Source organism: Nostoc sp., assembly GCF_036917655.1.
Taxonomy (GTDB): Bacteria; Cyanobacteriota; Cyanobacteriia; order Cyanobacteriales; family Nostocaceae; genus Nostoc.
In genome coordinates, this window is record NZ_JBALCY010000057.1 from 88,206 (window position 1) to 105,254 (window position 17,049).

General features: G+C 43.0%; 17 protein-coding genes. 9 read left to right on the forward strand and 8 right to left on the reverse strand.

Annotation, left to right across the window (positions count from 1 at the left end; all coding sequences use genetic code 11):
- Positions 1-63 precede the first annotated feature (63 nt).
- Positions 64-1,257, reverse strand: a complete 1,194-nt coding sequence (locus V7K30_RS19335; protein ID WP_335001977.1) for a serine/threonine protein kinase — start codon at positions 1,255-1,257, stop codon at positions 64-66.
- A gap of 113 nt (positions 1,258-1,370) precedes the next feature.
- Here V7K30_RS19335 and V7K30_RS19340 point away from each other — a divergent pair, with 113 nt between their 5' ends.
- Together V7K30_RS19340 and V7K30_RS19345 are read left to right on the forward strand one after the other, a co-directional pair.
- Positions 1,371-1,553 carry a hypothetical protein gene (locus V7K30_RS19340; RefSeq protein WP_335001979.1) on the forward strand — a complete coding sequence of 61 codons (183 nt, stop codon included), beginning with the start codon at positions 1,371-1,373 and terminating at the stop codon, positions 1,551-1,553.
- The gene (locus V7K30_RS19345; protein ID WP_335001981.1) at positions 1,550-1,777 is read left to right on the forward strand and encodes a helix-turn-helix transcriptional regulator; all 228 of its coding nucleotides are present in this window, start codon (positions 1,550-1,552) and stop codon (positions 1,775-1,777) included. Before V7K30_RS19340 ends, V7K30_RS19345 begins: the two co-directional genes overlap by 4 nt.
- 402 nt (positions 1,778-2,179) lie before the next feature.
- Here V7K30_RS19345 and rfbB read toward each other — a convergent pair whose 3' ends face one another.
- The 4 genes from rfbB to V7K30_RS19365 form a co-directional block, all read right to left on the reverse strand.
- Entirely contained in the window at positions 2,180-3,241 is a 1,062-nt protein-coding gene (gene rfbB / locus V7K30_RS19350; RefSeq protein ID WP_335001982.1) for a dTDP-glucose 4,6-dehydratase, read from the reverse strand.
- 53 nt (positions 3,242-3,294) lie between these two features.
- Positions 3,295-4,290, reverse strand: coding sequence for a glycosyltransferase (locus V7K30_RS19355; protein WP_335001984.1), 996 nt, complete (start codon positions 4,288-4,290; stop codon positions 3,295-3,297).
- Between the two features lie 89 nt (positions 4,291-4,379).
- On the reverse strand, positions 4,380-5,081 hold the full coding sequence (locus V7K30_RS19360; RefSeq protein ID WP_335001986.1) for a DUF6391 domain-containing protein: 702 nt from the start codon (positions 5,079-5,081) through the stop codon (positions 4,380-4,382).
- Between the two features lie 497 nt (positions 5,082-5,578).
- The gene (locus V7K30_RS19365) at positions 5,579-5,842 is read right to left on the reverse strand and encodes a helix-turn-helix domain-containing protein (RefSeq protein WP_292764399.1); all 264 of its coding nucleotides are present in this window, start codon (positions 5,840-5,842) and stop codon (positions 5,579-5,581) included.
- Positions 5,843-6,204: 362 nt separating this feature from the next.
- Between V7K30_RS19365 and V7K30_RS19370 the strand changes: the two genes are divergently transcribed.
- Positions 6,205-7,182 carry a carbohydrate kinase family protein gene (locus V7K30_RS19370; RefSeq protein ID WP_335001988.1) on the forward strand — a complete coding sequence of 326 codons (978 nt, stop codon included), beginning with the start codon at positions 6,205-6,207 and terminating at the stop codon, positions 7,180-7,182.
- A 244-nt stretch (positions 7,183-7,426) separates the two neighbouring features.
- A complete protein-coding gene (locus V7K30_RS19375; protein ID WP_335001989.1) occupies positions 7,427-7,858 on the forward strand; it encodes a DUF6006 family protein in 432 nt (143 codons plus the stop codon).
- Between the two features lie 71 nt (positions 7,859-7,929).
- Here V7K30_RS19375 and V7K30_RS19380 read toward each other — a convergent pair whose 3' ends face one another.
- Positions 7,930-8,604 (reverse strand): polysaccharide deacetylase family protein, encoded by a 675-nt coding sequence (locus tag V7K30_RS19380; RefSeq protein WP_335001991.1) that lies wholly within the window; start codon positions 8,602-8,604, stop codon positions 7,930-7,932.
- A gap of 193 nt (positions 8,605-8,797) precedes the next feature.
- Between V7K30_RS19380 and V7K30_RS19385 the strand changes: the two genes are divergently transcribed.
- The 3 genes from V7K30_RS19385 (at position 8,798) to V7K30_RS19395 (ending at position 11,915) form a co-directional block, all read left to right on the forward strand.
- Positions 8,798-9,667 carry an RnfABCDGE type electron transport complex subunit D gene (locus V7K30_RS19385; protein WP_335001993.1) on the forward strand — a complete coding sequence of 290 codons (870 nt, stop codon included), beginning with the start codon at positions 8,798-8,800 and terminating at the stop codon, positions 9,665-9,667.
- A 62-nt stretch (positions 9,668-9,729) separates the two neighbouring features.
- On the forward strand, positions 9,730-11,106 hold the full coding sequence (locus tag V7K30_RS19390) for a DUF2330 domain-containing protein (RefSeq protein WP_335001995.1): 1,377 nt from the start codon (positions 9,730-9,732) through the stop codon (positions 11,104-11,106).
- A gap of 158 nt (positions 11,107-11,264) precedes the next feature.
- Complete coding sequence (locus V7K30_RS19395) at positions 11,265-11,915, forward strand: sigma-70 family RNA polymerase sigma factor (protein ID WP_335001997.1); 651 nt, start codon at positions 11,265-11,267, stop codon at positions 11,913-11,915.
- Positions 11,916-12,358: 443 nt separating this feature from the next.
- Here the strand turns inward: V7K30_RS19395 and V7K30_RS19400 are convergent, their stop codons facing one another.
- Positions 12,359-13,297, reverse strand: coding sequence for an alpha/beta fold hydrolase (locus tag V7K30_RS19400; RefSeq protein WP_335001999.1), 939 nt, complete (start codon positions 13,295-13,297; stop codon positions 12,359-12,361).
- A 109-nt stretch (positions 13,298-13,406) separates the two neighbouring features.
- On the opposite strand from V7K30_RS19400, the gene V7K30_RS19405 reads away from it, so the two are divergent.
- Positions 13,407-14,291: a shikimate dehydrogenase gene (locus V7K30_RS19405; RefSeq protein ID WP_335002001.1), complete on the forward strand. Its 885-nt coding sequence runs from the start codon at positions 13,407-13,409 to the stop codon at positions 14,289-14,291.
- A 525-nt stretch (positions 14,292-14,816) separates the two neighbouring features.
- Positions 14,817-16,019 (forward strand): alpha/beta hydrolase, encoded by a 1,203-nt coding sequence (locus V7K30_RS19410; protein WP_335002003.1) that lies wholly within the window; start codon positions 14,817-14,819, stop codon positions 16,017-16,019.
- 211 nt (positions 16,020-16,230) lie between these two features.
- Here the strand turns inward: V7K30_RS19410 and V7K30_RS19415 are convergent, their stop codons facing one another.
- Positions 16,231-16,863, reverse strand: a complete 633-nt coding sequence (locus V7K30_RS19415; RefSeq protein WP_335002005.1) for a hypothetical protein — start codon at positions 16,861-16,863, stop codon at positions 16,231-16,233.
- Between the last annotated feature and the right edge of the window lie 186 nt (positions 16,864-17,049).

The window sequence follows — 17,049 nt, forward strand, 5'->3', positions numbered from 1 at the left end:
ATTCCCAGTCAGAGACTGGGAACGAGACAACGCGGTTTCTAACCGCCGATTTTACTAAGTTGACTACATTACAGCTTTGAGCAAAGCGATCGCTCGAACCCACAACATAATACTAATCGGCGCTCCAATTAGAATACCAGCGATCGCCCAGCCTCTTTGATGGGCTTTGAATTGTTCAATACTGCGCCACGGCCGACTTTTCCAAGCCCATTCATTGCCTTTAGCACCAAGAGCGATCGCCATCAAACACCCAACTTGAGGTATAAAACAGAATAGTCCATACCAAGTTTGATTCGGCCACATCCACAACCAAGGCATCAGAAACGCGCCCCAGTTCCAACCAAGAATTTCCTCTGGGACTGTTTCATTGTGATTATTTATCCCGCATCCAGAATTGTTGATTATTTCTTTTAGCGGTAAAAGTTGATTCCTGTTTAGAGATTTGACAGCCAGACCAGATTTGAGAACATTCAGCGCTTGGCTAGCACTACTAAATCTTTGTTCTGGAGCAGGTTCTATCAACTTTTGTAGCCAACTGACAAAACTGGGACTGAGGTTAACTCGGTCAGTAAATTGCAGTCGCAAATCCTGCTGAGGTAAATCAGAAGGGGAAGTCCCAGTGAGCAAATGAATTAAAGTCGCTCCCAGTGCATAGAGGTCTGAAGCCGCAACCGCTCGACCACCAAATTGCTCCATTGGGGCATAACCATAAGTACCAACAACGGTAAAAGTAACGCCCTCTCTTGCCGCTTTATCCTGAACTGCGCCAAAATCGACTAAATAAATCCGATTATCTTCGCCCCAGATTAAATTACTCGGTTTAATATCTCTATGCAATACCCCTGGATTCAATTCATGTAGATACGTGAGAATATTTAAAACCTCAACAGCAATTTTTCTAGCTCGCTTTTCAGTAAACCTTTTGCCAACAGCAAGTTTTTCCTTGAGCGAGTCACCAGGAATATATTCTTGGATTAAGCCAAACCAGAGTGTGCGATCGTCGATACAAAAATAATCTATATATCGGGGGATGCGGGGATGATTTAGCTGTTTAAGAATTTGTGCTTCCCTCTCAAAAAGTTTCAAGTCATCCCACTGTACAGTACCGCCAAAGGCCAAAAGTTTGACCACAACGGTCGAATTTTCGCCATCAGAGGCTTGTAAATCCTTTGCTAGCCAAGTTTGACGAATTCCATTGTTACCAAGTTGGCGTTGAATTTGATAACGGTCTTGTAATATCTGTTCTGCTTGCAGCATCTGACACCTGCTGGCAATTTACGTTGATCTGATTCCCTTACTATTCAAGGATAGTCATTATCTAGAGAAACTGTGTGAGCTAGATTATTTATTGAAAAAGGAGTACCTAAGCCGTGAGAAAATTTAGAACACTCGATGAATTTGAAAAAGAGTATTTCCGCAAGCACCCGGAAGAAATCGACGATTATTTAACCGAGATTTTTCAGGAATATTCAAAAGACAACGATTCCGGCGCGTTGTTAGCATCCTTACGCGTTGTCGCCCGTGTACACGCAGTAGGGGAGACAAAAATATGAGCCAGAAGCTAGTACCAGCAAGAATACCAACAGCAGGAAAAATTTTAAGTCGAGAAATAGAAGCCCGTGGCTGGACACAGAAAGATTTAGCAGAGATTATGGGGCGTCCAGTTCAAACTATCAATGAAATTATTCTGGGAAGCAAGCAAATTACACCTGAAACAGCTATCGAACTCTCCCAAGCCTTCCTTGGGTACTTCTCCAGAGTTTTGGACAAACCTTGAAGCAAAGTATCAAGTTCATCTAGTGGTTTACCAAAAAACGTTATGTTATCCCCAGTAGCTAAGAGGTCATCATGCCCAATATCTAATACGACTGTGTAAGGCACTGGCTTTGAAAAAAGCAAGCGGCACTGTCTCAAATGTTGAATTAAAATTTTTATGCCAAAATTTTAATTCAACATTTTTAGTAGACCAAAAAGCTCTGCGATCGCACAAAGTCCATCCATAATGCCCGTTAATCAATTACTAGTAAAAAAGCTTTCTCTCGGAAAGCGATTGAAGAATTTGCTCAAAATCAAAATAGACATCCAGGCATAATTATTGGTCGCTTACATTATAACAAATTAGTTCCTCATAAAAATTTGAGGCCGTTACTCGTTAGAATTAGCCCCATTTTAGATCATTTTACAGATAATTTTTGCGATAGTAAGCTTGATATTCCGCAGACAGCAGAGGTTCCCACCAATCACGATGATTGAGATACCATTCAACAGTTAAACGTAAACCCTCAGCAATCGTTACTGAAGGCGTCCAACCAAGCTGAGTTTTAATTTTATTCGCATTAATTGCATATCTCCGATCATGTCCCTGTCTATCCTTAACAAAAGTAATCAACTGCTTTGCCGGATATACTGGTAAATCAGGTGCTAATTCATCCATCATCTGACACAAAAGTTGGACGAGGTTAATATTTTCCACCTCATTGTTGCCACCAATATTGTATGTTTCTCCTGGTTGACCATGATTAATGACCACATCCAGGGCAAGACAATGATCGCCTACATAAAGCCAATCCCGCACATTTTTACCATCACCATAAACAGGTAATGGTTTGCCTATCAAAGTATTGATACACATCAGGGGAATTAGTTTTTCGGGAAACTGATAAGGGCCATAATTATTAGAGCAATTTGTGATAATAGTTGGAAGTTTGTAAGTATGATAATAAGCACGGACTAAATGATCACTGCCAGCTTTTGAAGCTGAATAGGGACTATTGGGAGCGTAGGGTGTAGTTTCAGAAAAAGCTGGATCATCTGCGTCAAGACTACCGTAGACTTCATCAGTAGAAACGTGCAGAAAACGATAGTCAGATGGCTGTGCTTTTGTCTCCCAATGTTGCCGAAAAGCTTCTAGTAGCGTGAAAGTTCCCATCACATTAGTTTGCACAAAAGCAGCTGGCCCCAAAATCGAACGATCAACATGAGATTCAGCGGCAAAATGGGCGATGGTATCAATATTTTCCGTTGCTAGTAACTGATCTATAATGGTGCGATCGCAAATATCCCCCTGCACAAACCGAAAATTCTCTCTTCCCTGAACCAGCGCCAAATTCAGACGATTCCCTGCATAGGTAAGAGCATCCAACACCACCACTCGATCATCGGGATAAACCTGACACCAGTGATGCACAAAATTCGCCCCAATAAACCCCGCACCCCCAGTAACTAATAACCGCCGACTCATTCAATTTCCTCTCTTCTCTCTGTGTTCTCAGCGCCTGGAGCGGTTCGTTTCTATTACTTAAAGTATTTCTTCCTCAGCTTACCGTATATCCTTTGTGCAAATAACTTTACCATACGTGTTCTCGTCAAACTCTTAATATTAGACGGCTGCTGGATTTTGTGGTCAAAAAAATCATTTAAATCATCTATAATAACTTGAAAACGCTTAATAATATTTTCAGTCCGATGCTCAACTAAAAACTCTTCCGACAAGCTAACTGCTACTGAAGAATTAAGTACCTTCATAATCCGTTGAACATCATATTCTTGTGAATATCCAGCAATTTTATAGCAATTAAACCCCGGATCTAAGTAATCTGCCAGTCCACCGTTGACACTAGAAAATACTTGACAGCCACAGGCAAGAGCTTCCATTGGTTGCAGACCGAATCCTTCACTAACACCCTGTTGTGCCCAGTACTCAGCCGAATCATAGAGGTAAACCTTAGCTCGGTTGAATAGTCCAGGTAAATCCTCTACATAGGAATCAACAACCAATACTTTAGAACGTTTTTGCAACGCTGGAATTAATTCTTTAATTAAATATTCAGAAGACTTTCGAGCCTGAACTAAAACATCAATATCCCGTTCAAGACCTAAATTTTGAAACTCATCAGAAATTTGATTGGGCAAATAATAAATGAGAGAATTGGGTGATTTTTCTCCCCAATATCCCATTGTATAGCGGCTGACAGTGATGATCGGAATACTCGCTTTTAGCCTGAATGGATAGCCTGCACTATGGGCATGGTAAACGACATTGTATTCCTTAAGTTTAGCCACGAGTTGAGCTACATCAAATCCCCAACTGATGACAAAAATTACATCACTTAAATTTTTCTCTTTTAGCAAATCATCAATAAAAAGCTTACCTTTTTCGCGTTGACGGTAAGTTACAACATCAGCACTACAGAACTGCTGAACCAGATTAAGTGCTTTTAACTCAGCCCAAAGACCACCACAGGCAAATTTGCCATCTGTACCGGGGAGTAAGAAGTAAAGTTTTCTCATAATTTTGTTAGGGTATTGGGCATTGGACATTGGGCATTGGGCATTGGGGAAAGACTTACTACAACTTCTCCCCTGCTCCCCTGCTCCCTTCATTCTTGCCAGCCCACTTTAACAAAATGTGCCTCACGTCCCCAAACGTCACGTGTACGGGTAATATTTTCAATTGCTAGGTTAAAAGGAATGGCAGTTGTTAGGTAACGCTGTGCCAGAGAACCTAAATCAGGTGCGAGTTCAGCGGCTGTCGTTGCCGCTAACCCCAAACCTATAAGTTGCTCGATTGGTCGAAATGGTAGCAACAGATGCACACCCACAGCTAGTCCAGCTGTTAAGAGCATTGCTACTGATAAATTTGTGCCGCAACGAGGATGTACAGCCAAATCCCATTCTCCACTGGTGAGGCGATGTCGAGCAAGTGTGACCGCACGCCGCAAATCACTAATATTCACCTCACCATAGAGGTAGAATCCCTGCTCAGTAGACAAACCACCTAATAGTTCGTTATCTAATTGAACGTTAGTGGGTTTTCTTCTGGCAGGATAGGCGCTTTTTGATTCGCTAAGAACCCAAACAGTAGCGTGTTCTAAGGCGTGAACCTGCCGCAGCATCAAAATTTCTTTCAACCCTGGAATAAACGATAGCTGCCTGAGTAAATCGGCATCTTGTGTGGGTTGCGGAAAGTCTAAGGGTCGGTATTCTGGGGTCGGAACTTTCTCAGATACAGGTGTCGTAAACTCAAAGTTAAAAAATTTAAAGGGAGACGAGTCACCCTGAAAAGAAGCAGAAGTATTCATTGGAACACTGCTCTCCAAGCCGATGGAGCAACATAGATTTCTTTCAAATGTAACGCTTGCACCAGTGAATTGTTGCTAATTTTTGTGGATGATTGTTGAGTTTGGGCATTGGGCAATTCAATTTTGGATTTTGGATTTTAAATTTTGGATTAAATTTCAATCTAAAATCCAAAATCTAAAATTCTTGCTCCCCTGCTCCTCTGCCCCCTGCTTCTTAATAATGCCCTGCCCAAACCCTTAATTTTTCGTTGCTGATGCGTAAGTCCTAAATCTGTTCTGCTGAATTTGAAAAGGAATTGTGATACGAGTTATAGTTTCCGAGTCCGAGGGTCAGCTGGCTCCACTAACATAAACTCCGGCTGAGTGAAGGACTCGGAACTTTTGGTAGAGTGTTCACACTGAAAACTTAGGCGTGAGAAGGGGAACAATCAGTAAACCTCAAGATTGGCTTGTCAGTATACCAGACCAGAGCAATTACGTTGCTACTAGTAAATTGTTTATTCGATCTGGTTAGGCAAAAGACAACAATTGACATCATTCAAACAGACTTTGCCCCACTGTAAAGCCCAGCGGACAAGAGCTACTCGATTTTCTGTCTCAGTCTTGGTGAGAATATTACTGATATGGTTATCAACTGTACGCTTGCTAATCTCCAGTTTTCCTGCAATCTCTTGGTTAGTTAAGCCAGTGGCCACTAAGTCGATAATTTGCAGTTCTCTGTCTGACAGACTAACGGGGGTCTCAGACTTGCCACCAGCCATGACTATTTCTATCCTCGCTTGGTATATGTACTTAATCGCTCTTTCTAATTCTAGAAGATTCTTTTGTTGGTAGGGGTTTCAAGTGTTAGCAGTAATACCATTGTCAATATTTTCTTTGGATTTAAAGTTGGCATAAATATAAACTATGAAAACTCTTAGTATATAATAAAACATATTTTTAAAAATATTAAGTCTATTCACTGAGATAATCATGGAGAGGATTAGAAGTATATACATGTTATGGGAGTAGTTAAAATTGCTATTTAATTCTATGAAGGACTGGCGACAGATTAGCAAAAATTATTGTAGATTTTATACTGTAAATTCCTAATTCAAAATCGAAATCTAAAATTGAAAATGAGATGAGCAATCCCCGTGTTTTGTGCCTCGGTGAAATTTTGTTTGATTGTTTAGCCGATCAATTAGGGCTAAAGCTGGAAGAAGTGAAATCCTGGACTCCCTACCCAGGAGGGGCACCAGCTAACGTAGCCTGTGCTTTAGTCAAGCTGGGGACATCAGCCGGCTTTATCGGAGCCGTTGGCGAAGATGAACCAGGGAATGCACTGGTCAAGCTATTACAAGATGTAGGTGTAGAGACGAAGGGGGTACAACGCCATCCCACAGCACCAACGCGGCAAGTTTATGTTACACGGGATCTGGCTGGCGATCGCACCTTCGCCGGATTTGGTCGGTATGACACCGCAGAATTTGCCGATACTCACCTGCAAGCTAAACAATTGCCAAATTCGCTGTTTCAGGAGGCAGATTTTCTGGTTTTGGGTACTTTGGAATTAGCTTATCCTGAAAGTGAAGAGGCAATTCACCGCGCCCTAGAGTTAGCAGAACATTACGACCTGAAGATTGTGCTAGATGTCAACTGGCGTCCTGTATTTTGGGACGAGCCAAACATCGCTCATCAAAAAATTCCAGAATTATTTAAGCGAGTCGATTTCCTCAAACTCTCCAAAGAAGAAGCTGAATGGCTATTTGAAACCACAGATCCCGGAGCCATAACTTACCGTCTGGCTTCAATTGAGGGAGTACTAGTAACAGATGGGGAAAACGGTTGCACCTACTGTCTGGGTGAGAATGAAGGCAAATTACCTTCCTTTTCCATCCCCGTAGTTGATACAACTGGTGCAGGGGATAGCTTTTTGGCAGGATTCATCCACCAACTGAGTCAGCACGGCATCCACAGCTTGCGGGATGCAGAAACAGCAAAACGTATTGTCACATACGCCAGTGCTGTTGGAGCGCTGACTACCATTAAAGCAGGTGCGATCGCTTCTCAACCTACTGCTGCTGAAGTCGAAGCTTTTCTCGCCGCACATCAACTCTAGAAACTGGCATCAGTTAATGGGATATCAGCCTTTTGTGGCTGATACTCCCAGAAAATGTACGAAAATCTTCATGCCATTCTGCGGTCATATTAAACAATAAACGCAGCAGGAAGGTGTCGCAGTCTATGTGCAAAAAAATATTAAATCTTTACACTTTTATTATCTGCATAAACAGTAATGCTGATATCTATAAGTGAATAGAAAGTATAAGTGAATAGAAACTATAGATTAGCTTAAGGTATTGATGAAAAACATCACAAAATGGCTTTTGGGCTTGGCGATTGTTCCTGCAAGTTTGGTACTAGCATCTAGTCATGCTAAAGCCAGTCAAATTGCTGGTGAGTGGTTCTTTGGTCTCTGGGATTGTAATATTGACGGTAGACCAGCGAAAATGCAGTGGAAAGTAGTCGATGATCCACAAACTAGTTGTAACGGTGATGTTTGCTCTACTACTTCTGGTGTCCGTCTCGTCGGGCGGTTTAGTGATAATGGTAGTGCGTGGGTTCCTCTAGGAAAACGTTTTTCCAGCACACAAAGACAGGATTTAGGTATTCGTTATTTAGGTGCAGAACAAGATAACTGGTATCTCAGATACAACACTCGGACTAAAATCGCAGATGGTTGGACGACATGGCGGGGTAAGCGCTATCCACTGCAATGTCGTAATCGCAGATAAACATTTGCCAAATTATACAAAATCGGTTTTGAATTATTTTGATGCGATCGCTAATCAGACTAATACTTTAGTTAGTCTTTACTTTCCTGCCATAGAGTATCAACAGTCACAAACTCATAGCCTTGTTGTAGCAGTTGCGGAATCAGGATTTGAATTGTGGCAGCAACATCTTCTCCACCGCAAGCACCATCATGTAAGACAATCAGCGAACCATTTTTGACTTGCTGCATAACTCGCTTTACCACGGTGGTGACACCTGGTCGCACCCAGTCTTCTGGTACAACGCTCCACATAACTGGGCGGTAATTCCACTGGAAAAATAATTTTAAAGTCGCAGGTGTAAATAAACCATTGGGGGGGCGGACATCTCGCACTTGTTCTGGTTGCAGATTGCAGGCATTGGAGATGGCAACTTGGGTTTTTTCTAAACTGTCCTTTAGGTCATTTGGGGAAAGCATCGGAAAAGAACGATGATCGTAGCCATGCAATCCGATCCAGTGGCCGCGATCGCAAACAGCTTTAGCAATGGCTGGTGAACGATTGACGCAAACACCCAACCAAAAAAAACTAGCTGTAATATTGTAACGATCTAATATTGCCAAGACTTCGGGTGTGTATTGAGGATGGGGCCCATCATCAAAAGTCAGAGCGATCGCTTTAGAATCGCGATTTCCAGCCCAAAGGCAGTTGGGAAAACTCGGCTGGAGAATGCGGTATAAAATTGGGAACAGGGGAGCTAGCTGCATTTGCGTTTATCTGCTGCTGACAACTTTTTGTAGATGTTGCTTGCGAAATACATTTCTATCTCTGACTATATCCTTACGGGTTTTTAGATTTACTGCTCTATTTTGTAACAAAATCTGTAACAGTAACATTATTTGAGTTAGCACTCGTCTAGATTGATGACAAATCTACGGGGAATCCCTGAATGAAAGGGTAATGTTGCTCAAAGATATACGAGATTATCAAATTCTATTTCTGGGCTTGTTCCTAGTCTTGGGAATCGGTACACGAGACTGGACGCTGCGACCTGAGTTAATTGGGGTAGCGATCGCCACCAGTCTAGCAACCCAATGGATATTGTCATGGGTAACAGGGAAAGAACAAGTAACGAGTCTTCGGAGTGCTTTAATTACCTCACTAGGACTGAGCCTGCTGTTACGGGCTGATCACTGGACGACAATGGCAATAGCCGCAGCAATTGCGATCGCCAGCAAATTTATCTTTCAAGTCGGTGATAAGCATTTCTTCAATCCCGCCAATTTTGGCATCATATCTGCCTTGATTCTGACCCCCGATGCTTGGGTTTCGCCGGGACAATGGGGTGAAGAGTGGTGGTATGGGCTATTATTTGCCGGCACTGGTGGCATGATTTTGCAGCGCGTTGGTCGCTGGGACACCACAGCAGCTTTTTTGGGTTCCTACTCCTTGCTAGAAGCGATTCGTAATCTCTGGCTGGGTTGGACTTGGGATGTTTACTGGCACCGATTGATGAGCGGGTCTTTACTGCTGTTCGCCCTATTTATGATTACAGATCCGCGATCAATCCCCAACTCCCGAATTGGGCGTGTAGTTTGGGCAATGTGCATCGCCGGATTAACTTTTATTCTGCGGAATTATTTTTTTGTTTCCACCGCAGTTTTCTGGGCGCTGTTTGCCCTTGCGCCATTGACCATTCTGTTAGATGTTCTCTGGTTAGCCCCAAGGTTTGCTTGGCAAAGAGGAGATGAGGGACAACTCCTAACAGACGCGATTAATCGCGTCTCTACTCCTAACTCTTGTACAGACGCGATTCATCGCGTCTCCTAACTCTTGTACAGACGCGATTAATCGCGTCTCCTAACTCAGCACTAAAAAAGTAGAGGTATAAAATGAGATTTTTTCGACTTTTAACGCCATTATTGTTGGCAATTGTAGCTGTTTTGTGGTTTGCACCCGCAGCTTGGGCATTTTGTGGATTTTATGTAGCGAAAGCTGATACAAAACTGTATAACAAAGCTTCTCAAGTGGTGATCGCGCGACAAGACGATCGCACTGTTATGACAATGGCAAACGACTTTCAAGGCGAGGTCAAAGATTTTGCAATAGTAATACCTGTGCCAACGGTGTTACAAAAAGAGCAAGTTCATGTTACCGAACCGAAGATTATCCAGCGCCTAGATGCTTTTAGTGCGCCGCGATTGGTAGAATATTTTGACTCAGATCCATGTGCTGTAAGTGATTCGCTAGATCGACCAGCTCCGGCATCTAGAGCAGGCGCAGTCAATGAGGAAGCTCAAAAGACAAGCGATCGCAGTTTAGGTGTGACAGTCGAAGCGCGTTTCAACGTCGGCGAATACGACATTTTGATCCTCAGCGCTAAAGAATCTGGCGGACTGGAAACTTGGCTCAGACGCAATGGCTACAAAATCCCCAGAGGAGCAAAACAGTTACTTCAGCCCTACATCCGCTCCTCAATGAAATTCTTTGTTGCCAAAGTCAACTTGGATAAATTTGAGAAATCTGGCTATCAGTTCCTCCGTCCGCTACAAATTTCCTACCAGTCACCCAAATTCATGCTGCCAATTCGTTTGGGCATGATCAATGCTACGACAGAGCAGGATTTGATTGTCTACATCCTCTCGCCCCAAGGACAGGCAGAAATCACTAACTACCGGACAGTGAAAATCCCCTCCGACGCAAACATTCCCTTGTTTGTCAAAGAGGAATTTGGTGAATTCTACAAATCCATGTTTCAAACTGCCTACACCAAAGAAGACAGGAAAGTTGGTTTTTTGGAATACGCTTGGGACATGGGTAGTTGCGATCCTTGTTCTGCCGATCCGCTAACCCCAGAAGAACTGAAGCAAGCAGGCGTATTTTGGCTAGATGATAATTCTGAAAGTAATATGCCAGCAAGCCCCGGCTTTCGTCGTTCTTCTCCTAGTAGTAGCGTTTTCATCTCCCGATTGCATGTTCGCTACACCCGCGACAAATTTCCTGAAGACCTGATTTTCCAACAAACTGCTAATAGTGAATCTTTCCAAGGGCGTTATGTTTTGCAACATCCGTTCCAAGGGGAACTCAAGTGTCAGGCGGGTAGAGAATATAAGCGGTCTTTGCCCAAGCGTTTTGAACAAGAGGCGCAAACTCTAGCTAAACTAACCAACTGGAATATTCAAGACATTCGCAACAAAATGAAGCTGAGTGTAGGTAATCTGAGATATTCCTGGTGGGAAAATTTATTTTCCTGGCTGGGATTATATTGAGGGAATTGGGGACTGGGCACTGGGGAAAAATCAGAATCTTCTTAATACCCAATGCCCAATCCCTTTGAAAAAAGATACAGCATCTTGACGAAAGGTATTTTTTAGGGCGTTGTTATAGGCAATACTAAGATATTCTTGCTTTCTTCGCCAAGATTGTCATGGTTCAATTCGATGAACAGCTACGCCGCTTAGTTACCGAAGCCTGTGGACACACACCTGGAAGCCCTCAGCGTCAGAAGCTGCTCACGCAAATTATTCGCTTGACAGCAAGTAGACTCTGGAGGGAAAGTACTCCCTACTATCAAGATGCACTACAACAAACTTGGTTGTATTTCTGCCGCAATGTTTGTGAAGGTTTGACAGGTCAAATCTATGACCCCACCTATGGCAGTGTCATCACCTGGCTGAATGCTTACCTAAAACGGAGACTACAAGACTTTTACATTCACCAGAACCGGGAACAAGCCACAACAGTCCCTCTTCGGGTTCGTCAGTCTACATCGGGTGGAACAGGTGAAACCATTGATCCTGTAGATAACCTCCCAGCTACCCCCCAAACACCTCCCATTCTGGAAGACTTGGAGATGTGGGTTAAGACAGATTCTCAAGGAGAACTGTGCGGTACTTACATTAAAGGGCGTCCAGATGTAAATTGTCAGGTTTTAATTCTCAGACGCCTACCCCCGGAAGTTAGCTGGAGAGAATTATCTGAGGAATTTGGGCTGTCAATTCCGACATTAAGCAGTTTTTATCAGCGCCAGTGTCTGCCACGTTTGCGTAAATTCGCTGAATTGGAAGGATTGTTATAAACTGCTTATTCCCCAGTGGGAGGGTAAACACAACTTGTAGTACAACTATAGCGGTTCTCAATTGCATGGAATACAGACCACTCGTAGGGGCACAGCATTGCTCATTGGTGTCAACTTAAGCACAAACCCTTTTAAAACCTCATTTCCAGCCTCTGGCTGGAAATGCTGCTCTTGGCGGCTCTGCCGCCAGCAAGGGAGGCGGAGCCTCTAGAACGGCATTCCCAGTCGGAGACTGGGAACGAGGGAATCTATCAAAGCTTTGTCTAAACTGGTTTTTACGTTAAGTTGACACCTATGAGCATTGCTGTGCCCCTGCCATGTGTTGCATCCAAACCAGAACTGCTATAGTAGAACGCTCCATTGAAATAGTCGAATATCAAAGACAAACTTGCCAATGCCAGCATTCTAGGTCAGTCGAAAGCGAATCAAATAAAAAGCCTATATCACTTGGGAATAGACAAAACCCAATCGGCTAAAAGTTGGTTTACTCTATCGGGTACTTCATCATGAGGACAATGACCGGCTGTTAAGAAATGTTCTGTGAGTTCGGGATAATATTGACGAAATTTTTGGGAACGTTCTTTAGCATTCATCCAAGGATCAGCTTCTCCCCACAACATCAACAGAGGACAAGTTAATTGCTTTAGTAACACGTCAACTTTTTCCCCTTGAGGAGTGCTAAAGACTGACACAAATACATCCAACGCACCAGGATCGTAAGCAGGGCGATAAATTTCTTCTACTAATTGGTCTGTAATTGCACTCTTGTCAAGATAAACTTTTTCTAGAGTTTGGCGGATCACCCAACGTTGTCGCACATATTGAAATAACAGAGATTGAGCTAAAGGTTGTTGAAAAATCCACTTAACTGAGTCACCTAGTACTTTCTGTAAAGAAGAGGTTTGTTTAGGTGGCTGAATTTCTGATTGTAAAGCTTCAGGCTCAGATGTAGGCTGGCTTTCGCTAAAAGGCCCAGCGCTATTGAGCAAAACTAAACCAGCAGCACTGTCGGGACGCTGTGCTGCAACACACAAGCCAGCGTAGCCACCAAGGGAATTACCCGCTAATACTGCTTTTTTACCAATTACTTCACTGATAAAATCATGGAGTTGGTCGCGCCACAAGTCGCCACTATACTGCAATTTTGGTTTTGCCGATCGCCCAAATCCCAAAAGATCGATCGCAAATACTTCAAAATCTTGACACAATCCTGTGATATTCTTGCGCCAGTGGTCTGTGGAAGCACCAAATCCATGTACCAAAAGCAAGGGCGGACGTTGAGATTGTTTTTCTCCCGCACACACATAGTAAACGTTGTGCCCTCGCCACTGCCAATATTTACCAGGAGTTGGGGTTGTAGAGGGGGCTGTAGTTGCCTGCATAATCAAAAGAAATGTTAAGTAGCTTTTAATAATTGTAGGCTAGTCAGAGGAGTGGGGGAGTAGGGGAAGCGGGGGAGCAGGGGGAGAAATAACCAATAACAAATGACAAATGACAAATGACAAATTGATTACAGGCAAAACTAGACTACTAGGAGTCATTGGACATCCGGTGGAACATTCGCTATCGCCAGTGATGCATAATGCAGCGATCGCACATTTGGGATTAGATTACGTTTATCTCCCTTTTCCTATCGAACCACAGAATCTAGAGATAGCGATCGCAGGTTTCGCAGCTATTGGTGTTGTCGGTTTTAGTGTGACAATACCTCATAAACAGGCAATCATACCCCTACTCTCAGAAATTACACCCCTGGCTCAAACTATTGGCGCAGTGAATACTGTTAGTCGCCAAAATAATCAATGGGTGGGGACAAACACAGATATAGAAGGATTTATCGCTCCTTTGCAGACAACGTATAAACAGGATTGGAGTCAGAAGGTAGCGGTAATTTTAGGTAATGGTGGCGCAGCCAGGGCAGTTGTAGCAGGTTGTCACCAACTAGGTTTTGCCAAAATTCACGTTGCTGGGCGGAATGTGCAGAGATTACAAGAATTTGGCAAGAGTTGGAGCAATTCACCCATAAGTGAAAATTTACAGGTTCATCAATGGGAGGAAGTTTCAAAGCTAATTCCCCAAGCTAATCTGTTGGTAAACACAACCCCCATAGGTATGTATCCCCAGGTTGATGAGTCGCCTTTGAGTGGAAAGGAAATAGCGAATTTATCAACATGTGCGATCGCCTACGATTTAATATATATTCCGAAACCGACGCAATTTCTACAGCAAGCAGAAAAACAAGGTGCAATTGCGATCGATGGATTAGAAATGCTAGTTCAACAAGGAGTAGCAGCCTTAAAAATTTGGTTACAGCAGGAAACTGTACCTGTAGAAGTGATGCGCCAAGCATTGAGAAAGCATCTGGGTTTAGGTTGATGGAAAAATAATTACCCTGAGCTAGATGGCTTTATTAATGGCTTTTTGAAATGCGTAAGCGTAGTGTCAACTTAGAGCCAGGGCGAATAAGCTGTTGCGCCTTTAATTTGCACTAATATTTTTTCAAGATGATTGTGGGGTGGGCATCCTGCCCGCCCTGATAATGCAAGTTGTATACGTAACAGCTTAGAATTCGCAGCTACCACAAACAAAGTCCGCCTCCGCGGACTAAGAAAAAGTGAAATGGGAACCAGCACCAGAGCAGAGTCTTTCAAGGCAGAATGCGATCGCTGTAAAGGTACTGAAAAGTAATTGAAGATTGCGTGAAGGCAGCAGAACATCAAGCTTTTATAACCCACGGAGGTGGGTTTTGCCTGTGTAGACGCGGTTTCTAACCGCCGATTTAACGTTAAATTGACACTACAGCATCGTCTATTTACCTGAAAATAGCTGTAACTATTGCCAACCTTAGCATTGGCGGATAGATTGTACTTCTTTGGAGTCGTTTTTACCGCACTTTAATTTATGTTTGCTAAACCCAAAATACTTTTATTATGGCTTGTATTATTACTCAGTTTTGCAAGTCTATTTCTTAGTTCTTGGATTATTCTTCCGGCTCCAAATATGTTTTTACTCACCCTAGCAGTGGGAGCGCCAGAAGTCAGCCCTTGGTTATTGTTATTAAACTTGCTCTCTTTATTACTTTCTTTGTTCTACATCCGTCGCCGTCAACTACAGCGTTTAGCTTATATTTTCAGTTTGATAGGATTTCTAATTTGTGGATGGGTACTAGTGAATATCCCACTAACTCAAATACAGATGACTAAAGCGATGAAACAAGGATTGGGAGCAAATTATCTAGAGCAAATTCCAGTCCAAGTCAGGGCTAAGATGCAAACCCATCCCTTTGACTTAATTAATTTTTTCGGGGGTATTGCATTAGGCAAAACGCGTCATCAAAAAGATATTGTTTTTGCTTCTCCTGCGGGAGTGCCTTTAAAAATGGAAGTTTACCAACCCTCAGAGGTAGGGAAATATCCAGCAGTGGTAGTAATTTATGGTGGAGCTTGGCAATATGGCAATCCTCATGCCAATTCTGAGTTTAATCAATATATTGCTAATCATGGATATACAGTATTTGCGATCGACTATCGACACGCACCTAAATATCGGTTTCCATCTCAGTTAGATGACGTGCGTACAGCCCTAAATTTTATTCGCAAACATGCAGCTGAATATGAAGCCGATGCTGAACGCATGGTACTTTTAGGACGTTCTGCGGGGGCGCACCTAGCAATGCTAGCGGCTTATGAACCAGATGCACCACCCATTCGGGCTGTGGTGAACTATTACGGGCCTGTTAATTTAACTGAAGGATATAAAACACCGCCAAATCCTGACCCTATCAACACCCGCGCTGTTTTAAAAGCATTTCTCGGTGGTTCTTTAGAAGAATTACCTAATCAGTATGAAATTGCTTCACCGATAAATTATCTGACGCACCCTTTACCGCCAACTTTATTAATTTACGGCAGTCGTGACAATTTGGTAGAAGCGCGATTTGGCAGACAGATGTATGAACATTTACATGACTCTGGTAATACTGCGGTTTTTCTAGAAATTCCTTGGGCAGAACACGCTTTTGATGCCGTTTTCAATGGTGTGAGCAATCAATTAGCGTTGTATTATACCGAGAGGTTTTTGGCTTGGGCGTTGTTCAGGCAATAATTTTATTAAAGTATGGCAGCAGTCAGAGCATAAAGACTCATTCACGAGTATCAAAGACTCATTAACGGAGTTCCGAGGTGGATGAATGAGTATCAAAGGTGGATGAACGAGTTTCAAAGACTCAATGAGATTTACTACTCACTCAGCACTCCCCACTCCCCACTTCCCACTCCCCACTCCCCACTCCCCACTCCCCACTCCCCACTCCCCACTACTTCTGAGGCCAGCGCCAATTGTAGCGATTCCATTCGTAGATGCCTTGAATTTCATACTCAGCGCCGTTGAAGAAGCGGACGATGCAATTAGTAGAAGAATCATCGCGTAGGCGTAGCCCGTCGTAGACATCGCTAATTTCCTCGACTTTGATCACCATACAAGGAAACCATTCGCGCTTACAAGGGCCATCTTGTTGCACCCATTCCCATAGTGCATTGGAAACTTCAATGCGATCGCCTACTCTCAGCTTTAGTGCATCCTCAAAATAAGAATACTTATCAAAATGATATGACTCAACACGATTCAGCCACTGTAAACCATAACGTTGCCGAATAAATTGTACTGTTCCAGAGTCATTTCCTAGCAGCCAGTCGTTAAGTAATTGCACTTTCCAAGTGCGGTTGCGTTGTTCTTCATCCTTAACAAACTCTAAAAATGCTTCTAACTCCTCTGGGGTAAGTTCGTCTAAGGGATTAACAATACTTGACGCCCCAGAGGTAGAATTTCCCTGAATTTGCTCGACCACTTGCAGTAATATCTGTTTCTGCGTGTCAGTGAGAGGACAGCTTGCTACATCACAATCATTAAAGGCTGCAAGCATAGCTGCTTCAATCTCATCTGGAGTCATAAGTTAATAGCAATTGAGGGTTTATTTTCCTAATTATTACAAAAGTTAAATTAAAGTCTCCAATCACCCTGTAGTTAAATATGGACATACTTAAACGTAAGATGCTTACAGCAGTTTTCATCTATTTGAACCACATCTGTCGTAGGGGCGCAAGGCCTTGCGCCCCTACCGCGTCGTCTATTTACC

What these genes read in the sequence shown, in the direction of transcription:
- V7K30_RS19335 (WP_335001977.1), bottom strand. Translation starts at nt 1,257, where the DNA reads ATGCTGCAAGCAGAACAGATATTACAAGACCGTTATCAAATTCAACGC.
- V7K30_RS19345 (WP_335001981.1), top strand. Translation starts at nt 1,550, where the DNA reads ATGAGCCAGAAGCTAGTACCAGCAAGAATACCAACAGCAGGAAAAATT.
- rfbB (WP_335001982.1), bottom strand. Translation starts at nt 3,241, where the DNA reads ATGAGTCGGCGGTTATTAGTTACTGGGGGTGCGGGGTTTATTGGGGCG.
- V7K30_RS19355 (WP_335001984.1), bottom strand. Translation starts at nt 4,290, where the DNA reads ATGAGAAAACTTTACTTCTTACTCCCCGGTACAGATGGCAAATTTGCC.
- V7K30_RS19360 (WP_335001986.1), bottom strand. Translation starts at nt 5,081, where the DNA reads ATGAATACTTCTGCTTCTTTTCAGGGTGACTCGTCTCCCTTTAAATTT.
- V7K30_RS19365 (WP_292764399.1), bottom strand. Translation starts at nt 5,842, where the DNA reads ATGGCTGGTGGCAAGTCTGAGACCCCCGTTAGTCTGTCAGACAGAGAA.
- V7K30_RS19370 (WP_335001988.1), top strand. Translation starts at nt 6,205, where the DNA reads ATGAGCAATCCCCGTGTTTTGTGCCTCGGTGAAATTTTGTTTGATTGT.
- V7K30_RS19375 (WP_335001989.1), top strand. Translation starts at nt 7,427, where the DNA reads ATGAAAAACATCACAAAATGGCTTTTGGGCTTGGCGATTGTTCCTGCA.
- V7K30_RS19380 (WP_335001991.1), bottom strand. Translation starts at nt 8,604, where the DNA reads ATGCAGCTAGCTCCCCTGTTCCCAATTTTATACCGCATTCTCCAGCCG.
- V7K30_RS19385 (WP_335001993.1), top strand. Translation starts at nt 8,798, where the DNA reads ATGTTGCTCAAAGATATACGAGATTATCAAATTCTATTTCTGGGCTTG.
- V7K30_RS19390 (WP_335001995.1), top strand. Translation starts at nt 9,730, where the DNA reads ATGAGATTTTTTCGACTTTTAACGCCATTATTGTTGGCAATTGTAGCT.
- V7K30_RS19395 (WP_335001997.1), top strand. Translation starts at nt 11,265, where the DNA reads ATGGTTCAATTCGATGAACAGCTACGCCGCTTAGTTACCGAAGCCTGT.
- V7K30_RS19400 (WP_335001999.1), bottom strand. Translation starts at nt 13,297, where the DNA reads ATGCAGGCAACTACAGCCCCCTCTACAACCCCAACTCCTGGTAAATAT.
- V7K30_RS19405 (WP_335002001.1), top strand. Translation starts at nt 13,407, where the DNA reads ATGACAAATGACAAATTGATTACAGGCAAAACTAGACTACTAGGAGTC.
- V7K30_RS19410 (WP_335002003.1), top strand. Translation starts at nt 14,817, where the DNA reads ATGTTTGCTAAACCCAAAATACTTTTATTATGGCTTGTATTATTACTC.
- V7K30_RS19415 (WP_335002005.1), bottom strand. Translation starts at nt 16,863, where the DNA reads ATGACTCCAGATGAGATTGAAGCAGCTATGCTTGCAGCCTTTAATGAT.